At 64.7% G+C, this 13794-nt stretch carries 14 protein-coding genes; 9 read left to right on the forward strand and 5 right to left on the reverse strand.

The annotated features are described in order from the left end of the window. Window positions 1-164: 164 nt before the first annotated feature. The gene (locus P6U25_RS13995) at window positions 165-458 is read right to left on the reverse strand and encodes a GYD domain-containing protein (protein ID WP_407151746.1); all 294 of its coding nucleotides are present in this window, start codon (window positions 456-458) and stop codon (window positions 165-167) included. Window positions 459-903: 445 nt separating this feature from the next. Between P6U25_RS13995 and pdhA the strand changes: the two genes are divergently transcribed. From pdhA to P6U25_RS14010, 3 genes are read left to right on the forward strand one after another with little or no spacing between them, the layout of a single operon-like run. Continuing rightward, window positions 904-2001: a pyruvate dehydrogenase (acetyl-transferring) E1 component subunit alpha gene (gene pdhA / locus P6U25_RS14000; RefSeq protein WP_407151747.1), complete on the forward strand. Its 1098-nt coding sequence runs from the start codon at window positions 904-906 to the stop codon at window positions 1999-2001. Further along, complete coding sequence (locus P6U25_RS14005; RefSeq protein ID WP_407151748.1) at window positions 1994-2974, forward strand: alpha-ketoacid dehydrogenase subunit beta; 981 nt, start codon at window positions 1994-1996, stop codon at window positions 2972-2974. Before pdhA ends, P6U25_RS14005 begins: the two co-directional genes overlap by 8 nt. A gap of 20 nt (window positions 2975-2994) precedes the next feature. After that, the gene (locus P6U25_RS14010) at window positions 2995-4095 is read left to right on the forward strand and encodes a dihydrolipoamide acetyltransferase family protein (RefSeq protein WP_407151749.1); all 1101 of its coding nucleotides are present in this window, start codon (window positions 2995-2997) and stop codon (window positions 4093-4095) included. Between the two features lie 55 nt (window positions 4096-4150). Here P6U25_RS14010 and P6U25_RS14015 read toward each other — a convergent pair whose 3' ends face one another. The 3 genes from P6U25_RS14015 to P6U25_RS14025 all read right to left on the reverse strand — a co-directional run bounded on the left by P6U25_RS14015 (window position 4151) and on the right by P6U25_RS14025 (window position 7782). Continuing rightward, window positions 4151-4993, reverse strand: a complete 843-nt coding sequence (locus P6U25_RS14015; protein WP_407151750.1) for a transglutaminase domain-containing protein — start codon at window positions 4991-4993, stop codon at window positions 4151-4153. A 39-nt stretch (window positions 4994-5032) separates the two neighbouring features. Continuing rightward, window positions 5033-5977: an alpha-E domain-containing protein gene (locus P6U25_RS14020; RefSeq protein ID WP_407151751.1), complete on the reverse strand. Its 945-nt coding sequence runs from the start codon at window positions 5975-5977 to the stop codon at window positions 5033-5035. A 386-nt stretch (window positions 5978-6363) separates the two neighbouring features. Beyond that, complete coding sequence (locus P6U25_RS14025) at window positions 6364-7782, reverse strand: circularly permuted type 2 ATP-grasp protein (protein ID WP_407151752.1); 1419 nt, start codon at window positions 7780-7782, stop codon at window positions 6364-6366. 225 nt (window positions 7783-8007) lie between these two features. Between P6U25_RS14025 and P6U25_RS14030 the strand changes: the two genes are divergently transcribed. From P6U25_RS14030 to P6U25_RS14040, 3 genes are all read left to right on the forward strand, one after another. Further along, entirely contained in the window at window positions 8008-8763 is a 756-nt protein-coding gene (locus P6U25_RS14030) for a competence/damage-inducible protein A (RefSeq protein ID WP_407151753.1), read from the forward strand. Between the two features lie 6 nt (window positions 8764-8769). Continuing rightward, a complete protein-coding gene (gene gpt / locus P6U25_RS14035) occupies window positions 8770-9297 on the forward strand; it encodes a xanthine phosphoribosyltransferase (RefSeq protein WP_407151754.1) in 528 nt (175 codons plus the stop codon). A 172-nt stretch (window positions 9298-9469) separates the two neighbouring features. Beyond that, window positions 9470-10093, forward strand: a complete 624-nt coding sequence (locus P6U25_RS14040) for a hypothetical protein (RefSeq protein WP_407151755.1) — start codon at window positions 9470-9472, stop codon at window positions 10091-10093. 16 nt (window positions 10094-10109) lie between these two features. Here P6U25_RS14040 and P6U25_RS14045 read toward each other — a convergent pair whose 3' ends face one another. Then, window positions 10110-11132 (reverse strand): methionine synthase, encoded by a 1023-nt coding sequence (locus P6U25_RS14045; RefSeq protein ID WP_407151756.1) that lies wholly within the window; start codon window positions 11130-11132, stop codon window positions 10110-10112. A gap of 100 nt (window positions 11133-11232) precedes the next feature. On the opposite strand from P6U25_RS14045, the gene P6U25_RS14050 reads away from it, so the two are divergent. From P6U25_RS14050 to P6U25_RS14060, 3 genes are all read left to right on the forward strand, one after another. Beyond that, complete coding sequence (locus P6U25_RS14050) at window positions 11233-11937, forward strand: glutathione binding-like protein (protein WP_407151757.1); 705 nt, start codon at window positions 11233-11235, stop codon at window positions 11935-11937. A gap of 132 nt (window positions 11938-12069) precedes the next feature. Next, window positions 12070-12681, forward strand: a complete 612-nt coding sequence (locus P6U25_RS14055) for a 2-hydroxychromene-2-carboxylate isomerase (protein WP_407151758.1) — start codon at window positions 12070-12072, stop codon at window positions 12679-12681. After that, complete coding sequence (locus P6U25_RS14060; protein ID WP_407151759.1) at window positions 12681-13655, forward strand: NADPH:quinone oxidoreductase family protein; 975 nt, start codon at window positions 12681-12683, stop codon at window positions 13653-13655. The genes P6U25_RS14055 and P6U25_RS14060 overlap by 1 nt, the downstream gene beginning before the upstream one ends. The last annotated feature ends 139 nt before the right edge of the window (window positions 13656-13794 follow it).

Genomic DNA, 13794 nt, shown 5'->3' on the forward strand with positions numbered 1-13794 from the left:
CCACTGGTGACAGCGTGCGCCGTCGCCCTAATGCGCTGTGCGCCTGTCCTCGTTCGCGCGAGCAAAACCGGGTTCCGGCGCACGCGCCGAGCGGCCGGGCGTCAAGATCGGGACAGCACCCGTCAGTCAGATCGCGCAGATGCTCATCGGGACATTCGAAGCTGCTACGGAAGCTCGGATATCAGCTTGGTCCACTCGGCCTCGGGCCAGGCCCGTGAGGTGCAGGTTCGTACGTTTCCCTGAGAACTGAGGGCAAGCGCGAGCTTTGTGATGTGGTCGCCGACAGGCGCTTCGGCGAGGAGAAGGATGTCATGCTCGCCCGAGGTGAGATAGACCTCCTTGATTTCGACGCCGAGCGTCTTGGCGAGTTCTCTCGCCGCGCGGCTGCGCTTGGGAGCTTCCTTGACATTACGAATTCCCTGGTCGGTCCAGTCGATCCTCAAGATGAATGTCGCCATGTCGTCCTCCAAGGGTTATGCATTTCCCTTGTCTGCCGCGCACGCGGCAGGCCAACCTGCTTCATGTTGAAGTTGAGGGAGCGCCACATAAGGCAGGCGCTGCTTTCAGACTGAGATGCCTGCCGACGGCCTGAGCGCTGCCCGTTCCGTCAAACGGAGACGTCGGCCCGTCCCGTCTCAAAGGGCAACTCGCGGCAGATTACGCCATGTCGTTTGGTCGAGAAAGAGGGCTCCCTGCGTTGTGATCGAAAGCGCGGTGGTTAGGCCATCGCATCAGCGGGACACTGCGTGAAAGCCACAGGCTCCGCGTAATCCTGTTGATCGATCGCCGCGAACCGGCCGCCACCGAGCGCCTGAAAAGCGAAGCCGGCGCGCTATTGCATCGGCGCGGCTCGAACACCAGATAGCTGAATGTGGGAGGCAGGACCGCTCCAGGAGAGAGAGCGTGGCCAGCAAAAGAGCAAACGAAGAGCTGCCCATCATTGCGCGCTTTGAGGTGCGCCGCCGCAATTACCTCGCGCCGGACGGCGCGATGAGCCGACCGCTTCCCGCCTTCGCCACCGATGCCAAGCTGCTTGTCGAACTTTACCGGTCGATGGTGCTGTTGCGCTTGTTTGACCGAAAGGCTGTTGCATTGCAGCGGACAGGCCGGCTGGGAACCTACGCCATTTCGCTCGGCCAGGAGGCAGTGTCGGTCGGCATCGCGAGTGCGATGCGGGAAGACGACGTTCTGGTCCCTTCCTATCGCGACAATGGCGCATTGCTCTGGCGTGGCGTCAAGTTGGAGGAGATCCTGCTGTTCTGGGGCGGCGATGAACGGGGCAATCAATCCTCTGGTCCGGTCCATGATTTTCCGTTCTGCGTTCCCGTCGGATCACAGGCGCCGCATGCCGCCGGTGTTGCCTATGTCTTCAAGCTGCGCAAGCAGCCGCGTGTCGCCGTCTGCTTGTTCGGCGACGGAGCCACCTCGAAAGGCGACGTCTACGAGGCGATGAATTTTGCCGGCGTGCACAAATTGCCGGTCGTATTCGTCGCCACCAACAATCAGTGGGCCATATCGATGCCGTTGCGGCTGCAGACCGCGTCGGAGACGCTGGCCCAGAAAGCCATCGCCGCAGGGTTCAGCGGCGAGCAGGTGGACGGGTGTGACGTGGTGGCGATGCGCGCCGCGGCCGAGGAGGCCATCGCCGCGGCCCGCGACGGCAAGGGCCCTTGCTTGATCGAAGCGGTGACCTACCGGCTCGGCGATCACACGACATCAGATGATGCATTACGCTATCGCTCGGCCGAAGAAGTCCAGGCGCATTGGAAGGAAGAGCCGATCGCGCGGCTCAGGTCCTATCTGGTCGGGCAGAAGATGTGGACCAAGGCGGACGAGGAGCAGCTTGCCGCAGCGTGCCATCAGCGCATCGAGGCAGCGGTGGAGCGCTATCTGACGACGCCGACGCGCCGGGCGGAGACCATGTTCGACAACCTCTATGCCGATCTGCCCGAGGTCTATGCCGCGCAGCGTCGCGAACTCGCGGGAGAGGACGATGCCTGAGGTCACGTTGGTCGAGGCCGTCAATCTGGCGCTCGGCCGCGCCATGGCTGATGATCCCGATGTGGTCGTGCTCGGCGAGGATGTCGGCGTCAATGGCGGGGTCTTCCGCGCGACCGTCGGCTTGCAGGAGCGCTTCGGTTCGGAGCGCGTCCTGGATACGCCGCTTGCCGAGCTCCTGATCAGCGGGCTCTGCGTCGGCATGGCCGCGCAGGGACTGCGGCCGGTCGGTGAAATCCAGTTCATGGGATTCATCTACCCCTGCCTCGATCAGCTCGTGAACCATGCATCACGGATCCGCAACCGCACCCAGGGACGGCTCACCTGTCCGATGGTTCTGCGCACGCCGCATGGTGCCGGCATTCGCGCGCCCGAGCATCATTCCGAAAGCACCGAGGCGATGCTCGCCCACATTCCGGGCTTGCGTGTCGTGATGCCGTCGTCGCCGGAGCGCGCTTATGGACTTCTTCTCGCCGCGATCCGTGACCCCGATCCGGTCGTGTTTCTGGAGCCGACGCGGCTGTACCGCGCAGCGAAGAGCGAGGTGGAGGACAACGGCGAAGCCCTGCCGCTCGATATGGCTTTTGTCCTGAGGGATGGTCGCGACGTCACGCTCATTAGCTGGGGCGCGATGCTGAAGGAAACGATGGCCGCGGCTGATACGCTCGCCGGTGAGGGCATCGCCGCCGAGGTCGTCGACCTCGCTACGCTCAAGCCGTACGATGAGAACACCGTGCTTGGCTCGGTCGCGAAGACCGGGCGCTGCGTCATCGTGCACGAGGCGGCGCATACTGGCGGATTTGGCGCGGAGATCGCCGCCCTGATCGCCGAGCGCGGCCTATCGTCGCTGCTTGCCCCCGTCGCCCGCGTCACCGGCTACGACACGATCGTTCCCATGGCCCGGCTTGAGCAACGCTACATGCCGTCGGTCGGACGCATCGTGGCTGCAGCCCGAAAGGCCTGCCAATACAACTGAACACCAACGGACGTCGTCCCATGCGCCAGTTCACGTTGCCGGACCTCGGTGAAGGTCTTGAAGAAGCGGAGATCGTCACCTGGTACGTCAACGAGGGCGACAACGTCGTGACCGACCAGCCGCTGGTTTCGGTCGAGACCGATAAGGCGGTGGTCGAAATACCGGCACCGTCGAGCGGGCGCGTCGCGCGCCTGTTCGGCGCCAAGGGCGATATCGTGAAGGTCGGCGCTCCGCTCGTGGAATTTGCCGAAGGCGCTGCGCAGGACACCGGCACGATTGTGGGCGAACTTGGCAGCGGCGAGCAACGGCCCGCGGCAGCAGCTCCTGTGGCGCCGGCCAGCGAGCAGGGAGCTCACGTGTTTCCGGCGGTGCGCGCGCTCGCGCGCAAGCTTGATGTCGCGCTCGATCTCGTCGAGGCGACCGGGCCTGGCGGCACCATCACGCGAGCCGATGTCGAGAGGGCGGCGAAACGGATGTCGCACAGCGGACCCGCCGAGCCGTTGCGCGGCTTGCGCCGTGCGATGGCCCAACGCATGACGGCCGCGCATGCGGAAGTCGTCCCTGCGACGGTCACCGATGAAGCCGACATCGACGATTGGCCGGGTGGCGAGGACGTGACGATCCGTCTGGCGCATGCGATCGGCGCCGCCTGCAAAGCCGAGCCGGCACTCAATGCCTGGTATCATTCCGGCACGGGAGAGCGCCGCCTCATCGAGCGCATCGATCTCGGCATCGCGGTCGACACCGGCGGCGGGCTGATCGTTCCCGTGCTGCGCAACGTCGCGGAGCGGAGTGTATCGGACTTGCGTGCCGGGCTCGATCGCCTGCGCGCCGACGCGATCGCGCGCGCCATACCTCCGGAAGAGCTGCGCGGTGCCACGATCACGTTGTCGAACTTCGGAATGATCGGCGGCCGGTTTGCCAATCTCATCATCGTGCCGCCGCAGACGGCGATCGTCGGTGCCGGGCGGATTTCGGAACGCGTGGTCGCGCATCGGGGGCAGGTTGCAGTCCGGCGTACGCTGCCGCTATCGCTGACCTTCGACCATCGGGTGGTGACGGGCGGCGAGGCGGCCCGTTTCCTGGTTGTCCTCAAGTCCGATCTTGAGCGCGTTTCGTGACACCATCCATCAGTGTCGACCATCCCGACCGAAACTTGTCTGAATTCCCGCCATGCTATGACTGCGTCTGGCTCTGCCACTGCCCGGGACGCCCGGCCTGGTCGACCTTGACAGCGACCGTGAGGGTCTCGGTGCCGCCGCCATAGCGGGTGCCGCGCACGGGCGCGGCTCCGAGATAGTCGAGGCCGATTGCAACGCGGGCGTGAGCATCGGTGGTGCAGATGCCGTTGGCGGCGTCGAAGCCCACCCAGCCGAGGTCGGGCACGAAGGCTTCCGCCCAGGCGTGGCCGGCCTGCTGGTTGACCATCCCGTCCGAGCGCAGGAAGTGGCCGGAGACGAACCGCGCCGGCACGCCGCCGGCCCGCGCGCAGGCGATCAGGATGTGGGCATAGTCCTGGCAGACGCCGCGCTTCAGCGTGAACGCCTCGGAAGCCGAGGTGGCGCTGTTGGTCGGATCCTCGTCGAAGGTCATGTGCTCGTAGACTTGCACCATCAGCGCGTGCAGGAAGCCGAGCACGTCGCTGCCGGCCTCCGTGCGCAACTCGCGCACGAAGGTCGTCATCGCCGGGTTGAGATCGGTGAGCGGTGTGGAGCGCAGGAACAGGCTCGGCGGAAACCGCTCGTCGGTGCCGCGCAACACGCCGCCGGTGTCGTGGGTCTCGATCAGACCCTCGCAGTGGATGGCGAGCTCGGCGATCGAGCCATGCGTCAGCACGTGGGTGACGTTGCCGAAGGCGTCCTCATGAGCGTCCAGCCGCGAGTCGGTCGAGACGTCGATCTGCCACTCCGCGACATACTGGCTGTCGTGACTGCCCGGCGTCATCCGCAGAATCTGGATAACGCCGGAGGCTGCCGGCTCGTAGCGGTAGGTGGTGGTATGGGCTATCCGCAGGCGCATGGCACCGATCCCGAAATCCCTGGAGCAGCGAAGCTGGCGTTAGATCAGATACTGCTTGGTGACGATCTCACCGAGCCGCGAATTATCCGCGATGAACTCCTGGATGAATTCGTGCACGCCGCGCTGGAAGATATCGTCCATATGGCTGTGTTCAAGCCGGTTTCTGATGCCGCGAGCGTGGCGCTGGGCGGCGCCCTGGCGGCCATAGGCGACGCCGATCTGGTCCAGATTGCGCACCAGGTTGCTGTAGCAGCTCGCGAGCGACCGCGGCAGCGTGTCGTTGAGGATCAGCAGATCGGCAATCAGCCAGGGCTTCAGGGTTTCGCGATAGACCCAGTGATAGGCCGTCAGCGCCGAGACCGAGCGCAGGATCGAGGTCCACTGATAATAGTCGAGCGGACCGCCGATATGCTCCTCTTCGGGCAGCAGCACATGGTATTTCACGTCGAGAATGCGCGCGGTGTTGTCGGCGCGCTCGAGATGCACGCCGAGCCGCGAGAACCAGTAGGCGTCGTTGCGCAGCATGGTCCGATAGGCCGAGCCGTCGAAGCGCAGCGAGGTCTCCTGCACGAAGCGCAGGAACTTGGCCAGCTCCTCGCGGTTGGCCGGACCCTTGCTCCAGACCGCCTGCAGTTCGATCCAGGCCGAGTTGATGGTGTCCCACATCTCCGACGTCAGCGCGGTGCGTACCGAGCGGGAGTTGAGCCGCGCCGCCTCGATGCAGTTCTTGATCGAGGAGGGGTTTGCCGACGAGAACGAGAGATACTCGACGACGTTCTGCTGGTTGGCTTCCTGGTAGTGATCATAGAAGCTCGCGCCGACGCCGGCGGTGAGAAGCGCGGAATCCCATTCGTTGGTCTTGCCGACATAGGCCGCGGGCAGGGCGGTGACGCGCAGCGTCGCATCGATGGTGCGCGCGAGATATTCGGCGCGTTCGACATAGCGGGCCAGCCAGAACAGGTTTTCGGCAGTGCGCGACAGCATCCAGAAATCCTCACAAGACGCGATGCATTTTGAGTTCACCTCCCCCTGCAAGGGGGAGGTCGGCGCGCAGCGCCGGGTGGGGGTCTTCTCTCTGCGCGGCACAAGTGGCCGACCGCCATCCCGACCTTCCCCCTTTCAGGTAGGGCAATTGCATTTGGGAGAAAAGCGCCCTGCGGCCATCCTTCGAGACGCCCGCCTTTGGCGGGCTCCTCAGGATGAGGACTTGTTTTGCGACACAATAGTAGACCCTCATGGTGAGGAGCGCCGCTTGCGGCGCGTCTCGAACCACGAGGCCGAATACGTGCGCAGCCGCCCAAAGCGGGCGTATGCGATGGCCCCGCCCTTTCAGGGGGAAGGAGTGCGCCCGCGCCGTGCTCTGGTTCAAATCACTCACTCAGAATCCAGGTGTCCTTGGTGCCGCCGCCCTGGCTCGAATTGACCACGAGCGAGCCTTCCTTGAGCGCCACGCGGGTCAGCCCGCCCGGCACGATGGTGGTGTGGCTAGAGCCGGTCAGCACGAACGGCCGGAGATCGACATGGCGCGGCGCGAGCCCCTTGTCGGTGCAGGTCGGGCAGGTCGAGAGCGCCAGCGTCGGCTGGGCTATGAAGCCTTCGGGCTCGCGCTTGAGCTTGTCGCGGAACGCCTCGATGGTCGCTTTGGTGGCGGCCGGGCCGATCAACATGCCGTAGCCGCCGGAGCCGTGCACCTCCTTGACCACGAGGTCGGCGAGGTTGTCGAGCACGTAGGACAGATCCTGCGCGTCGCGGCAGCGCCAGGTCTGCACATTCTTCAGGATCGGATCCTCGCCGAGATAGAACTTCACGATGTCGGGCATGTAGGAGTAGATCGCCTTGTCGTCGGCGATACCGGTGCCGACCGCATTGGCGAGCGTGATGTTGCCGGCGGCATAGGCCGACATCAGCCCGGGCACGCCGAGCGCGGAATCCGGACGGAAGGTGAGGGGATCGAGGAAATCGTCGTCGACGCGGCGATAGATCACGTCGACCCGCTTCAGCCCCTCGGTGGTGCGCATGAACACCTCATCGTTCTTGACGATGAGATCGCGCCCTTCGACCAGCTCGATGCCGAGCTTGTCGGCGAGGAAAGAATGCTCGTAATAGGCCGAGTTGTAGACGCCCGGGGTCATCAGCGCGACCGTCGGCTCGGCGGAAGCGCTGTGCGGCGCCACCGAGCGCAGCGCCGACAGCAATTCGTCCGGATAGCGCTCCACCGGCGCGACACGGTGTCGCGCGAACAGGTCCGGAAACAGCCGCATCATGATCTCGCGGTTTTCCAGCATGTAGGACACGCCGGACGGCGTGCGCGCATTGTCCTCCAGCACGATGAAGTTTTCCGGATCAGTGCGGATGATGTCGATGCCGGCGATGTGCACGTAGATGTCGTGCGGCACGTGCTGGCCGTTCATCTCCGGACGGAACACCGGGTTCTGGAAGATCAGGTCTTCGGGAACGACGTTGGCGCGCAGGATGTCGCGGCCGTGATAGATGTCCTTGAGGAACATGTTGAGCGCGAGCACGCGCTGCTTGAGACCCTTTTCGAGCAGCGTCCATTCGTTCGCGGACATGATGCGCGGGATGACATCGAAGGGGATCAGCCGCTCCTGGGCTTCGGCATCGCCATAGACCGCGAAGGTGATGCCGATCCGGCGGAACAAGAGCTCCGCCTCCTGCCGCCGATATTCGAGCGCATCCGGCGGCGTCTCTTTGAGCCAGCGGGAGAGCTCCAGGTAGGCCGGGCGAAGATCGTCGCCGAGGCCGTTCATCTCATCGAACGCAACTGCCATAAAGCCCGCCGCCCTCCGAAGCCGTGTGACACAGTGCATGACTTGACGGGATGGTAGCAAGGGGCGGGCCAGCGCTGTATGCATTGCCTTGCGGCATTTGCCGGGGATGACCCGGCGGACTGCCTGAAAAACCGGCGAAGAACTGCTTATTTCGGCGGCAAAACCCCGTGACATCAAAGCATTGGACCGGCAATGTCAGGGGGACCAAGTTTAAGGAATGAGAACATGAGCGAGATCGTCACGGCAGGACTTCTGGTGATCGGCGACGAGATCCTGTCCGGCCGGACCAAGGACAAGAACATCGGCTTTATCGCCGAGTACCTGACCAACATCGGCATCGATCTGAAGGAGGTGCGCGTCGTCGCCGATGACGAGGCCGATATTGTCGCCGCCCTTGATGCGCTGCGGCATAGGTACACTTACGTGTTCACCACCGGCGGCATCGGGCCGACCCATGACGACATCACCGCCGACAGCGTGGCGAAGGCGTTTGGCGTTGATATCCGCCATCACCCGGAGGTGGTGGCGCGGTTCAGGGAGCGCTGGAGCGGACAGGATCTGAACGAGGCCCGGCTCAGGATGGCCCGCGTGCCTGACGGCGCCGAGCTGATCCAGAGCGCGACCATTCTCGCGCCGGGCTTCAAGCTCGGCAACGTCATCGTGATGGCCGGCATCCCGACGATCATGCAGGCGATGATGGACATCGTGGCGCCCACTTTAAAGTCCGGCGTGCGCATGCTGTCGGACTCGGTGCGTGCCGATGCGCGGGAAGGCGACATCGGCGGCCCGTTGCGGGCGATCGCGGAGGCGCATCCCGACACGATCATCGGCAGCTATCCATTCCAGGACGAGAATCAGAAGCCGAACACCAATCTGGTGGTGCGCTCGCGCGATCCGGAGAAGCTTGCGGCCGCGATGGGCGCCGTGAAAGAAATGCTGAAGCAGGTGCAGGCCGCGCAGAAGAAGCCAGCGGCAGGTTGATACGGCATGGTTGAGAAGAATTCGGAACCGAGCGTGCAGGAACGGGCCGGCAGGCCCTTTCCGGTCTCGTGGGATCAATTCCACCGGGATTGCCGGGCACTGACCTGGCGGCTCAACGAGGTCGGGCCGTTCCATGCGGTGATCGCGATCACCCGCGGAGGGCTGGTGCCGGCGGCGATCGTCGCGCGCGAGCTCGGCTTGCGTGTGATCGACACCGTCTGCGTGGCGAGCTACGACCACGACAAGCAGGGCGACCTGCAGGTGCTCAAGAGCATTTCGCAGCAGACCGCAAAGCTCGGCGGCGGCACCGGCAAGGGTCTTCTGATCGTCGACGATCTCGTCGACACCGGCAAGACCGGCAAGCTCGTGCGCGAGATGCTCCCCGACGCGCATTTCGCCACCGTCTACGCCAAGCCGAAGGGCCGGCCGCTGGTCGACACCTTCATCACCGAGGTGTCGCAGGACACCTGGATCTTCTTTCCATGGGATACCGCGCTGTCGTTCCAGCCGCCGATCCGCGACGGCGCGGCGTAAGAAGTCACCTCGCCCCGCCTGCGGGGAAAAGGTCGGATCGCATCGCATGACGCGATCCGGGCGAGGGGCTCACCGCGTGTACATCTCTCACTATATCTTTATATCTTTGCGGAAGCAGCTCCTCACCCCAACCCTCTCCCCGCAAGAGCGGGGCGAGGGAGGAGTAAGAACCATGCCCCTGCAAAACCGCGTCACGCCGACCGGTGACATCGTCGCCACCGAGCATCGCGGGATGTTCACCGGCAATCGCGGCATCATCCATAATCCCGCGACGCGAACGCTGCTGAACAAGCGCTGGTCGACGCCGGCCTGGCTCACTTGCGTCTGCGAGTTCAGGGGACGGCGGCGCAAGGTGATGAGCCGGCAGAGCTGGACCGAACTGTTCTTCCTTGACGAGGCGACCGCATTTGCCGCCGGGCATCGGCCCTGCTTCTACTGCCGCCGTGACGATGCCAAGCGCTTTCGCGCCGCCTGGGAGGAGGGTAACGGCGTCAGCGATCTCAGCGCCAAGGCGATGGATGCGGTGCTGCACGCCGAGCGGCTCGATCGTGGCAAGAAACGGCTGCATCCGTTGCCGATGCCGGTCGACGAGTTACCCGATGGCACGATGGTGCAGGCGAACGGGGACAGCTATCTCGTCGCCGATCGCAAGACATTGCGCTGGTCATTTGCCGGCTATAGCCCTGCCGACGTGATCGCTCCCGCCATGCTGCTGACGCCGCCGTCAACGGTTCATGCATTCCGGGCCGGCTACCGGCCGGTGCTGCGCCCGAGCGCGGCGACCGCGCTCAGGTGACCTGTCGGCGCAGCGCTTACGCCAGGCGCTGCCGCGCCAGCCTGGCGCCCGCGCCGAGCGCGATCAGCTTGGCTTCGGCGATATCCCGCCGCATCGGCGCCATGCCGCAATTGGTGGTCGCGATGATGTTGCCCTTCGGCACGAACTTCGCCACCGCCTCGATCACCTTGACGACATCTTCGGCGGTCTCGACCTCGTCGCTGGCGACATCGATCACGCCGGCCTGCACGATCTTGCCGGGGAGCGCGGCCAGCAATTCCAGCGGCACCTTCGAATTGCGGCATTCGATCGCGACCTGCTGGATCGAACTCTTGTCGATCACCGGGAAGGTCTCTTCATACTGGCGCCACTCGCCGCCGAGAGTCTGCTTCCAGTCGGTGTTGGCCTTGATGCCGTAGCCGTAGCAGATGTGCACGGCGGTGGCGCAGGTCAGCCCTTCGGCCGCGCGCTCCAGGGCCTTGATGCCCCAGTCGCGGACCTGGTCCATGTAGACATTGAAGGCCGGCTCGTCGAACTGGATCATGTCGACGCCGTCAGCCTGCAGCGCCTTGGCTTCCTGGTTCAAGAGTTCAGCGAACGCAAAGGCCATCTTGACGCGGTCGCCATAGTGGCGGTCGGCGATGGTGTCGATGATGGTCATCGGGCCGGGCAGGGTGAACTTCAGCTTGTTCGTCGTGTGCGCGCGTGCGGCGCGGGCTTCGGCGTCGTGGACGCGGCCCTTGAGCCTGAGCGGCGCGACCACCTGCGGGACCATTGTCTTATAACGGTCCTTGCGGATGCCCATCTCGACCTTGTGGGCGAAATCGATGCCCTCGATCTTCTCCAGGAAACCGTGCACGAAATGCTGCCGCGCCTGCTCGCCCTCGGTGACGATGTCGACGCCGGCATCCTCCTGCAGCTTGACCGCAAGCACCGTGGCGTCGCGCTTGGCGCGGGCGAGCTCCGCGCCTTGCGATTTCCACGGCGCCCACAGCATGTCTGGCTCGGCCAGCCATTCCGGCTTGGGCAGGGAGCCTGCGATCGTGGTTGGAAACAGCATGGGTGCCTCCCGGGCGGTTCGGATTGAGCGCCTGTGTGCCATGTCCTAAGGTGGAGGTACAGAACAACAAAAGTCTCTGCGACGGGGAATAAGGACGCCCATGATCGACCTGCACTACGCGCCGACGCCCAACGGCTGGAAAGTCTCGATCATGCTGGAGGAACTCGGGCTCCCGTACAAGGTCATCCCGGTCAACATCCGGGCCGGCGAGCAGTTTCGCCCCGAATTCCTGGCGATCAGCCCGAACAACCGTATCCCCGCGATCGTGGATCATGCGCCGGCCGACGGCAGCGGTCCGTTCTCGGTGTTCGAGACCGGCGCCATCCTGATCTATCTCGCCGACAAGACCGGCCGTTTCCTGTCGCAAGAGATGCGGGCGCGGTCGGCCGTGATCCAATGGGTGATGTGGCAGATGGGCGGCCTGGGGCCGATGCTCGGCCAGCATGGCCATTTCGCGCTCTATGCCGCCGAAAGGATTCCCTACGCGATCGAGCGTTACCGCGACGAGGCGGCGCGGCTCTACGGTGTGCTGGATCGTCAGCTCGGCAAGACCGGCGCCTATGTCGCCGGCAACGACTACTCGATCGCCGACATCGCCTGCTTCCCGTGGACCATGACCCACAAGGCGCAAGGCTTCACCCTCGACGATTACCCGAACGTCAAGCGCTGGTACGCGACCGTGCGCGCCCGTCCGCAGGTGCAGGCGGGGCTTGCGATCGGCAAGTTCGTCAAGGAGCCGTTCGACGAAGAGGCACGCAAGAACATGTTCGGGCAGAGGGCGAAGGAGCTTTCCGAGAGGAAATGACGCTATAACCCCTCATGGTGAGGAGGCGTAGCCGTCTCGAACCATGAGGCTCGGATGGTAGCCTCATCCTTCGAGACGCGCTCCGCGCTCCTCTGGATGAGGATTGAGAGAAGCGAGAACAAAGGAAACGCCATGATCGAATTCTTCTTCGACTGTTCCAGCCCCTGGACCTATCTCGCCTGGCACAACATCCAGCCGCTGGCGAAGGAGTTCGGCGCCGAGATCACCTGGCGACCGATCCTGGTCGGCGGCATCTTCAACACGGTCAATCCGTCAGTCTACGCGCAGCGCGAGAAGCCGGTGCCGCTGAAGGCGCGTTACATGAAGAAGGATCTGGCCGATTGGGCGCGCTCGGCGGGGCTTGCGATCAAGATGCCGCCGACCGTGTTTCCGGTGAACAGCGTCAAAGCGATGCGCGGCTGCATCTGGCTCGGCAACGAGGCGATGGTGCCGTTCGCCCGCGCGGTGTTCGAAGCCTATTGGGGCGATGACAGGGACATCTCGCAGGACGCGGTGTTGACCGAGATCTGCGGCAAGCTCGGCATCGATGCCGCAAAGTTCTTTGCCGGGATCGGCGACCAGGCGGTGAAGGACCAGCTCAAGGCCAACACCGATGAGGTGATGGCGCGCGGCGGCTTCGGCTCGCCCACGATCTTCATCGACAAGACCGACATGTATTTCGGCAACGACCGTCTGCCCTTGATCCGCGAGGCATTGGCACGTCTCAACGCGCGGGCTGCCTGATGCCGAAAGCCGTCGTCTGCCGCGAGCTCGGGCCGCCCGAGCGTCTGCACCTGGAAAGCTTCGCCTCGGCGCCGCTGAAGCCGGGCGAGGTCCGTGTCGCGATCCGCGCCGCCGGGATCAATTTCCCCGACATTCTGATGGCCGCGGGCGAGTATCAGCTCAAGCCGCCGCTGCCGTTCACGCCGGGCTCGGAAGCCGCCGGCGATGTGGTCGAGATCAACGGTGCGGCTGCTGTCGCCGTCGGCGACAGGGTGATCGTCAAGATGCGCTTCGGCGCCTATTGCGACGAGACCGTCGCGACACCATCGCAGCTCGTGCCGGTGCCATCGACCTTCGATTATGCGGAAGGAGCGACGTTCCTCGCGGCGCACGGCACCGCGTACCACGCGCTGATCGACCGCGGCCAGATCAAGCCGGGCGAGGTGCTCTTGGTGCACGGTGCCGGCGGCGGCGTCGGGCTCGCTGCGGTCGAGATCGGCAAGCTGCTCGGCGCCACCGTGATCGCGGCGGCTTCCAGCGAGGAGAAGCTCGCCATTGCGAAAGCACGTGGCGCCGATCACGTCTTGCTCTACGAACGCGAACCCTTCCGCGATGTCGTCAAGCGCCTCACCGAGGGCCGCGGCGCCGACGTGGTGTTCGATCCCGTCGGCGGCGAGGTGTTCGAGAACTCGATGCGTTGCATCAACTGGGGCGCGCGGATCCTCGTCGTCGGCTTCACCGGCGGCATCGGCCTTGCCCGCACCAATCTGCTGATGATCAAGGGCGCGAGCGTACTCGGCGTTCGCGCCGGCGAGGCGGTGCGGAAGAACCCGGCACTCGGCGAGGTCAGATTCAAGGCGCTGAGCGAGTGGGCGGAAGCCGGCAAGGTGCGGCCCAACATCTCACATCGCCTACCGCTCGAGGATTACGCGAAGGCGATGCGGCTCCTGATCGAACGCAAGGCGATCGGGCGCGTGGCGCTGCTGACCCGATAGCTCGTCGCCGAAGAGCCGTAGGGTGGGCAAAGGAGCGCAAGCGACGTGCCCACCACCGTGAGTAACGCAAGACGTGGTGGGCACGCTTCGCTTTGCCCACCCCACGATTGACTCAGTAGCTCGTTGTCGAAGAAAGCGC

The sequence above is a fragment of the Bradyrhizobium sp. ORS 86 genome, from assembly GCF_045571475.1.
Lineage (GTDB): Bacteria > Pseudomonadota > Alphaproteobacteria > Rhizobiales > Xanthobacteraceae > Bradyrhizobium.

Excerpts from the sequence above, each read along its gene's own strand:
- P6U25_RS14020 (WP_407151751.1), bottom strand. The coding sequence starts at position 5,977 with ATGCTGTCGCGCACTGCCGAAAACCTGTTCTGGCTGGCCCGCTATGTC.
- P6U25_RS14005 (WP_407151748.1), top strand. The coding sequence starts at position 1,994 with ATGCCTGAGGTCACGTTGGTCGAGGCCGTCAATCTGGCGCTCGGCCGC.
- P6U25_RS14060 (WP_407151759.1), top strand. The coding sequence starts at position 12,681 with ATGCCGAAAGCCGTCGTCTGCCGCGAGCTCGGGCCGCCCGAGCGTCTG.
- P6U25_RS14040 (WP_407151755.1), top strand. The coding sequence starts at position 9,470 with ATGCCCCTGCAAAACCGCGTCACGCCGACCGGTGACATCGTCGCCACC.
- P6U25_RS13995 (WP_407151746.1), bottom strand. The coding sequence starts at position 458 with ATGGCGACATTCATCTTGAGGATCGACTGGACCGACCAGGGAATTCGT.
- P6U25_RS14015 (WP_407151750.1), bottom strand. The coding sequence starts at position 4,993 with ATGCGCCTGCGGATAGCCCATACCACCACCTACCGCTACGAGCCGGCA.
- P6U25_RS14010 (WP_407151749.1), top strand. The coding sequence starts at position 2,995 with ATGCGCCAGTTCACGTTGCCGGACCTCGGTGAAGGTCTTGAAGAAGCG.
- P6U25_RS14055 (WP_407151758.1), top strand. The coding sequence starts at position 12,070 with ATGATCGAATTCTTCTTCGACTGTTCCAGCCCCTGGACCTATCTCGCC.
- gpt (WP_407151754.1), top strand. The coding sequence starts at position 8,770 with ATGGTTGAGAAGAATTCGGAACCGAGCGTGCAGGAACGGGCCGGCAGG.
- P6U25_RS14050 (WP_407151757.1), top strand. The coding sequence starts at position 11,233 with ATGATCGACCTGCACTACGCGCCGACGCCCAACGGCTGGAAAGTCTCG.
- P6U25_RS14045 (WP_407151756.1), bottom strand. The coding sequence starts at position 11,132 with ATGCTGTTTCCAACCACGATCGCAGGCTCCCTGCCCAAGCCGGAATGG.
- P6U25_RS14025 (WP_407151752.1), bottom strand. The coding sequence starts at position 7,782 with ATGGCAGTTGCGTTCGATGAGATGAACGGCCTCGGCGACGATCTTCGC.
- P6U25_RS14030 (WP_407151753.1), top strand. The coding sequence starts at position 8,008 with ATGAGCGAGATCGTCACGGCAGGACTTCTGGTGATCGGCGACGAGATC.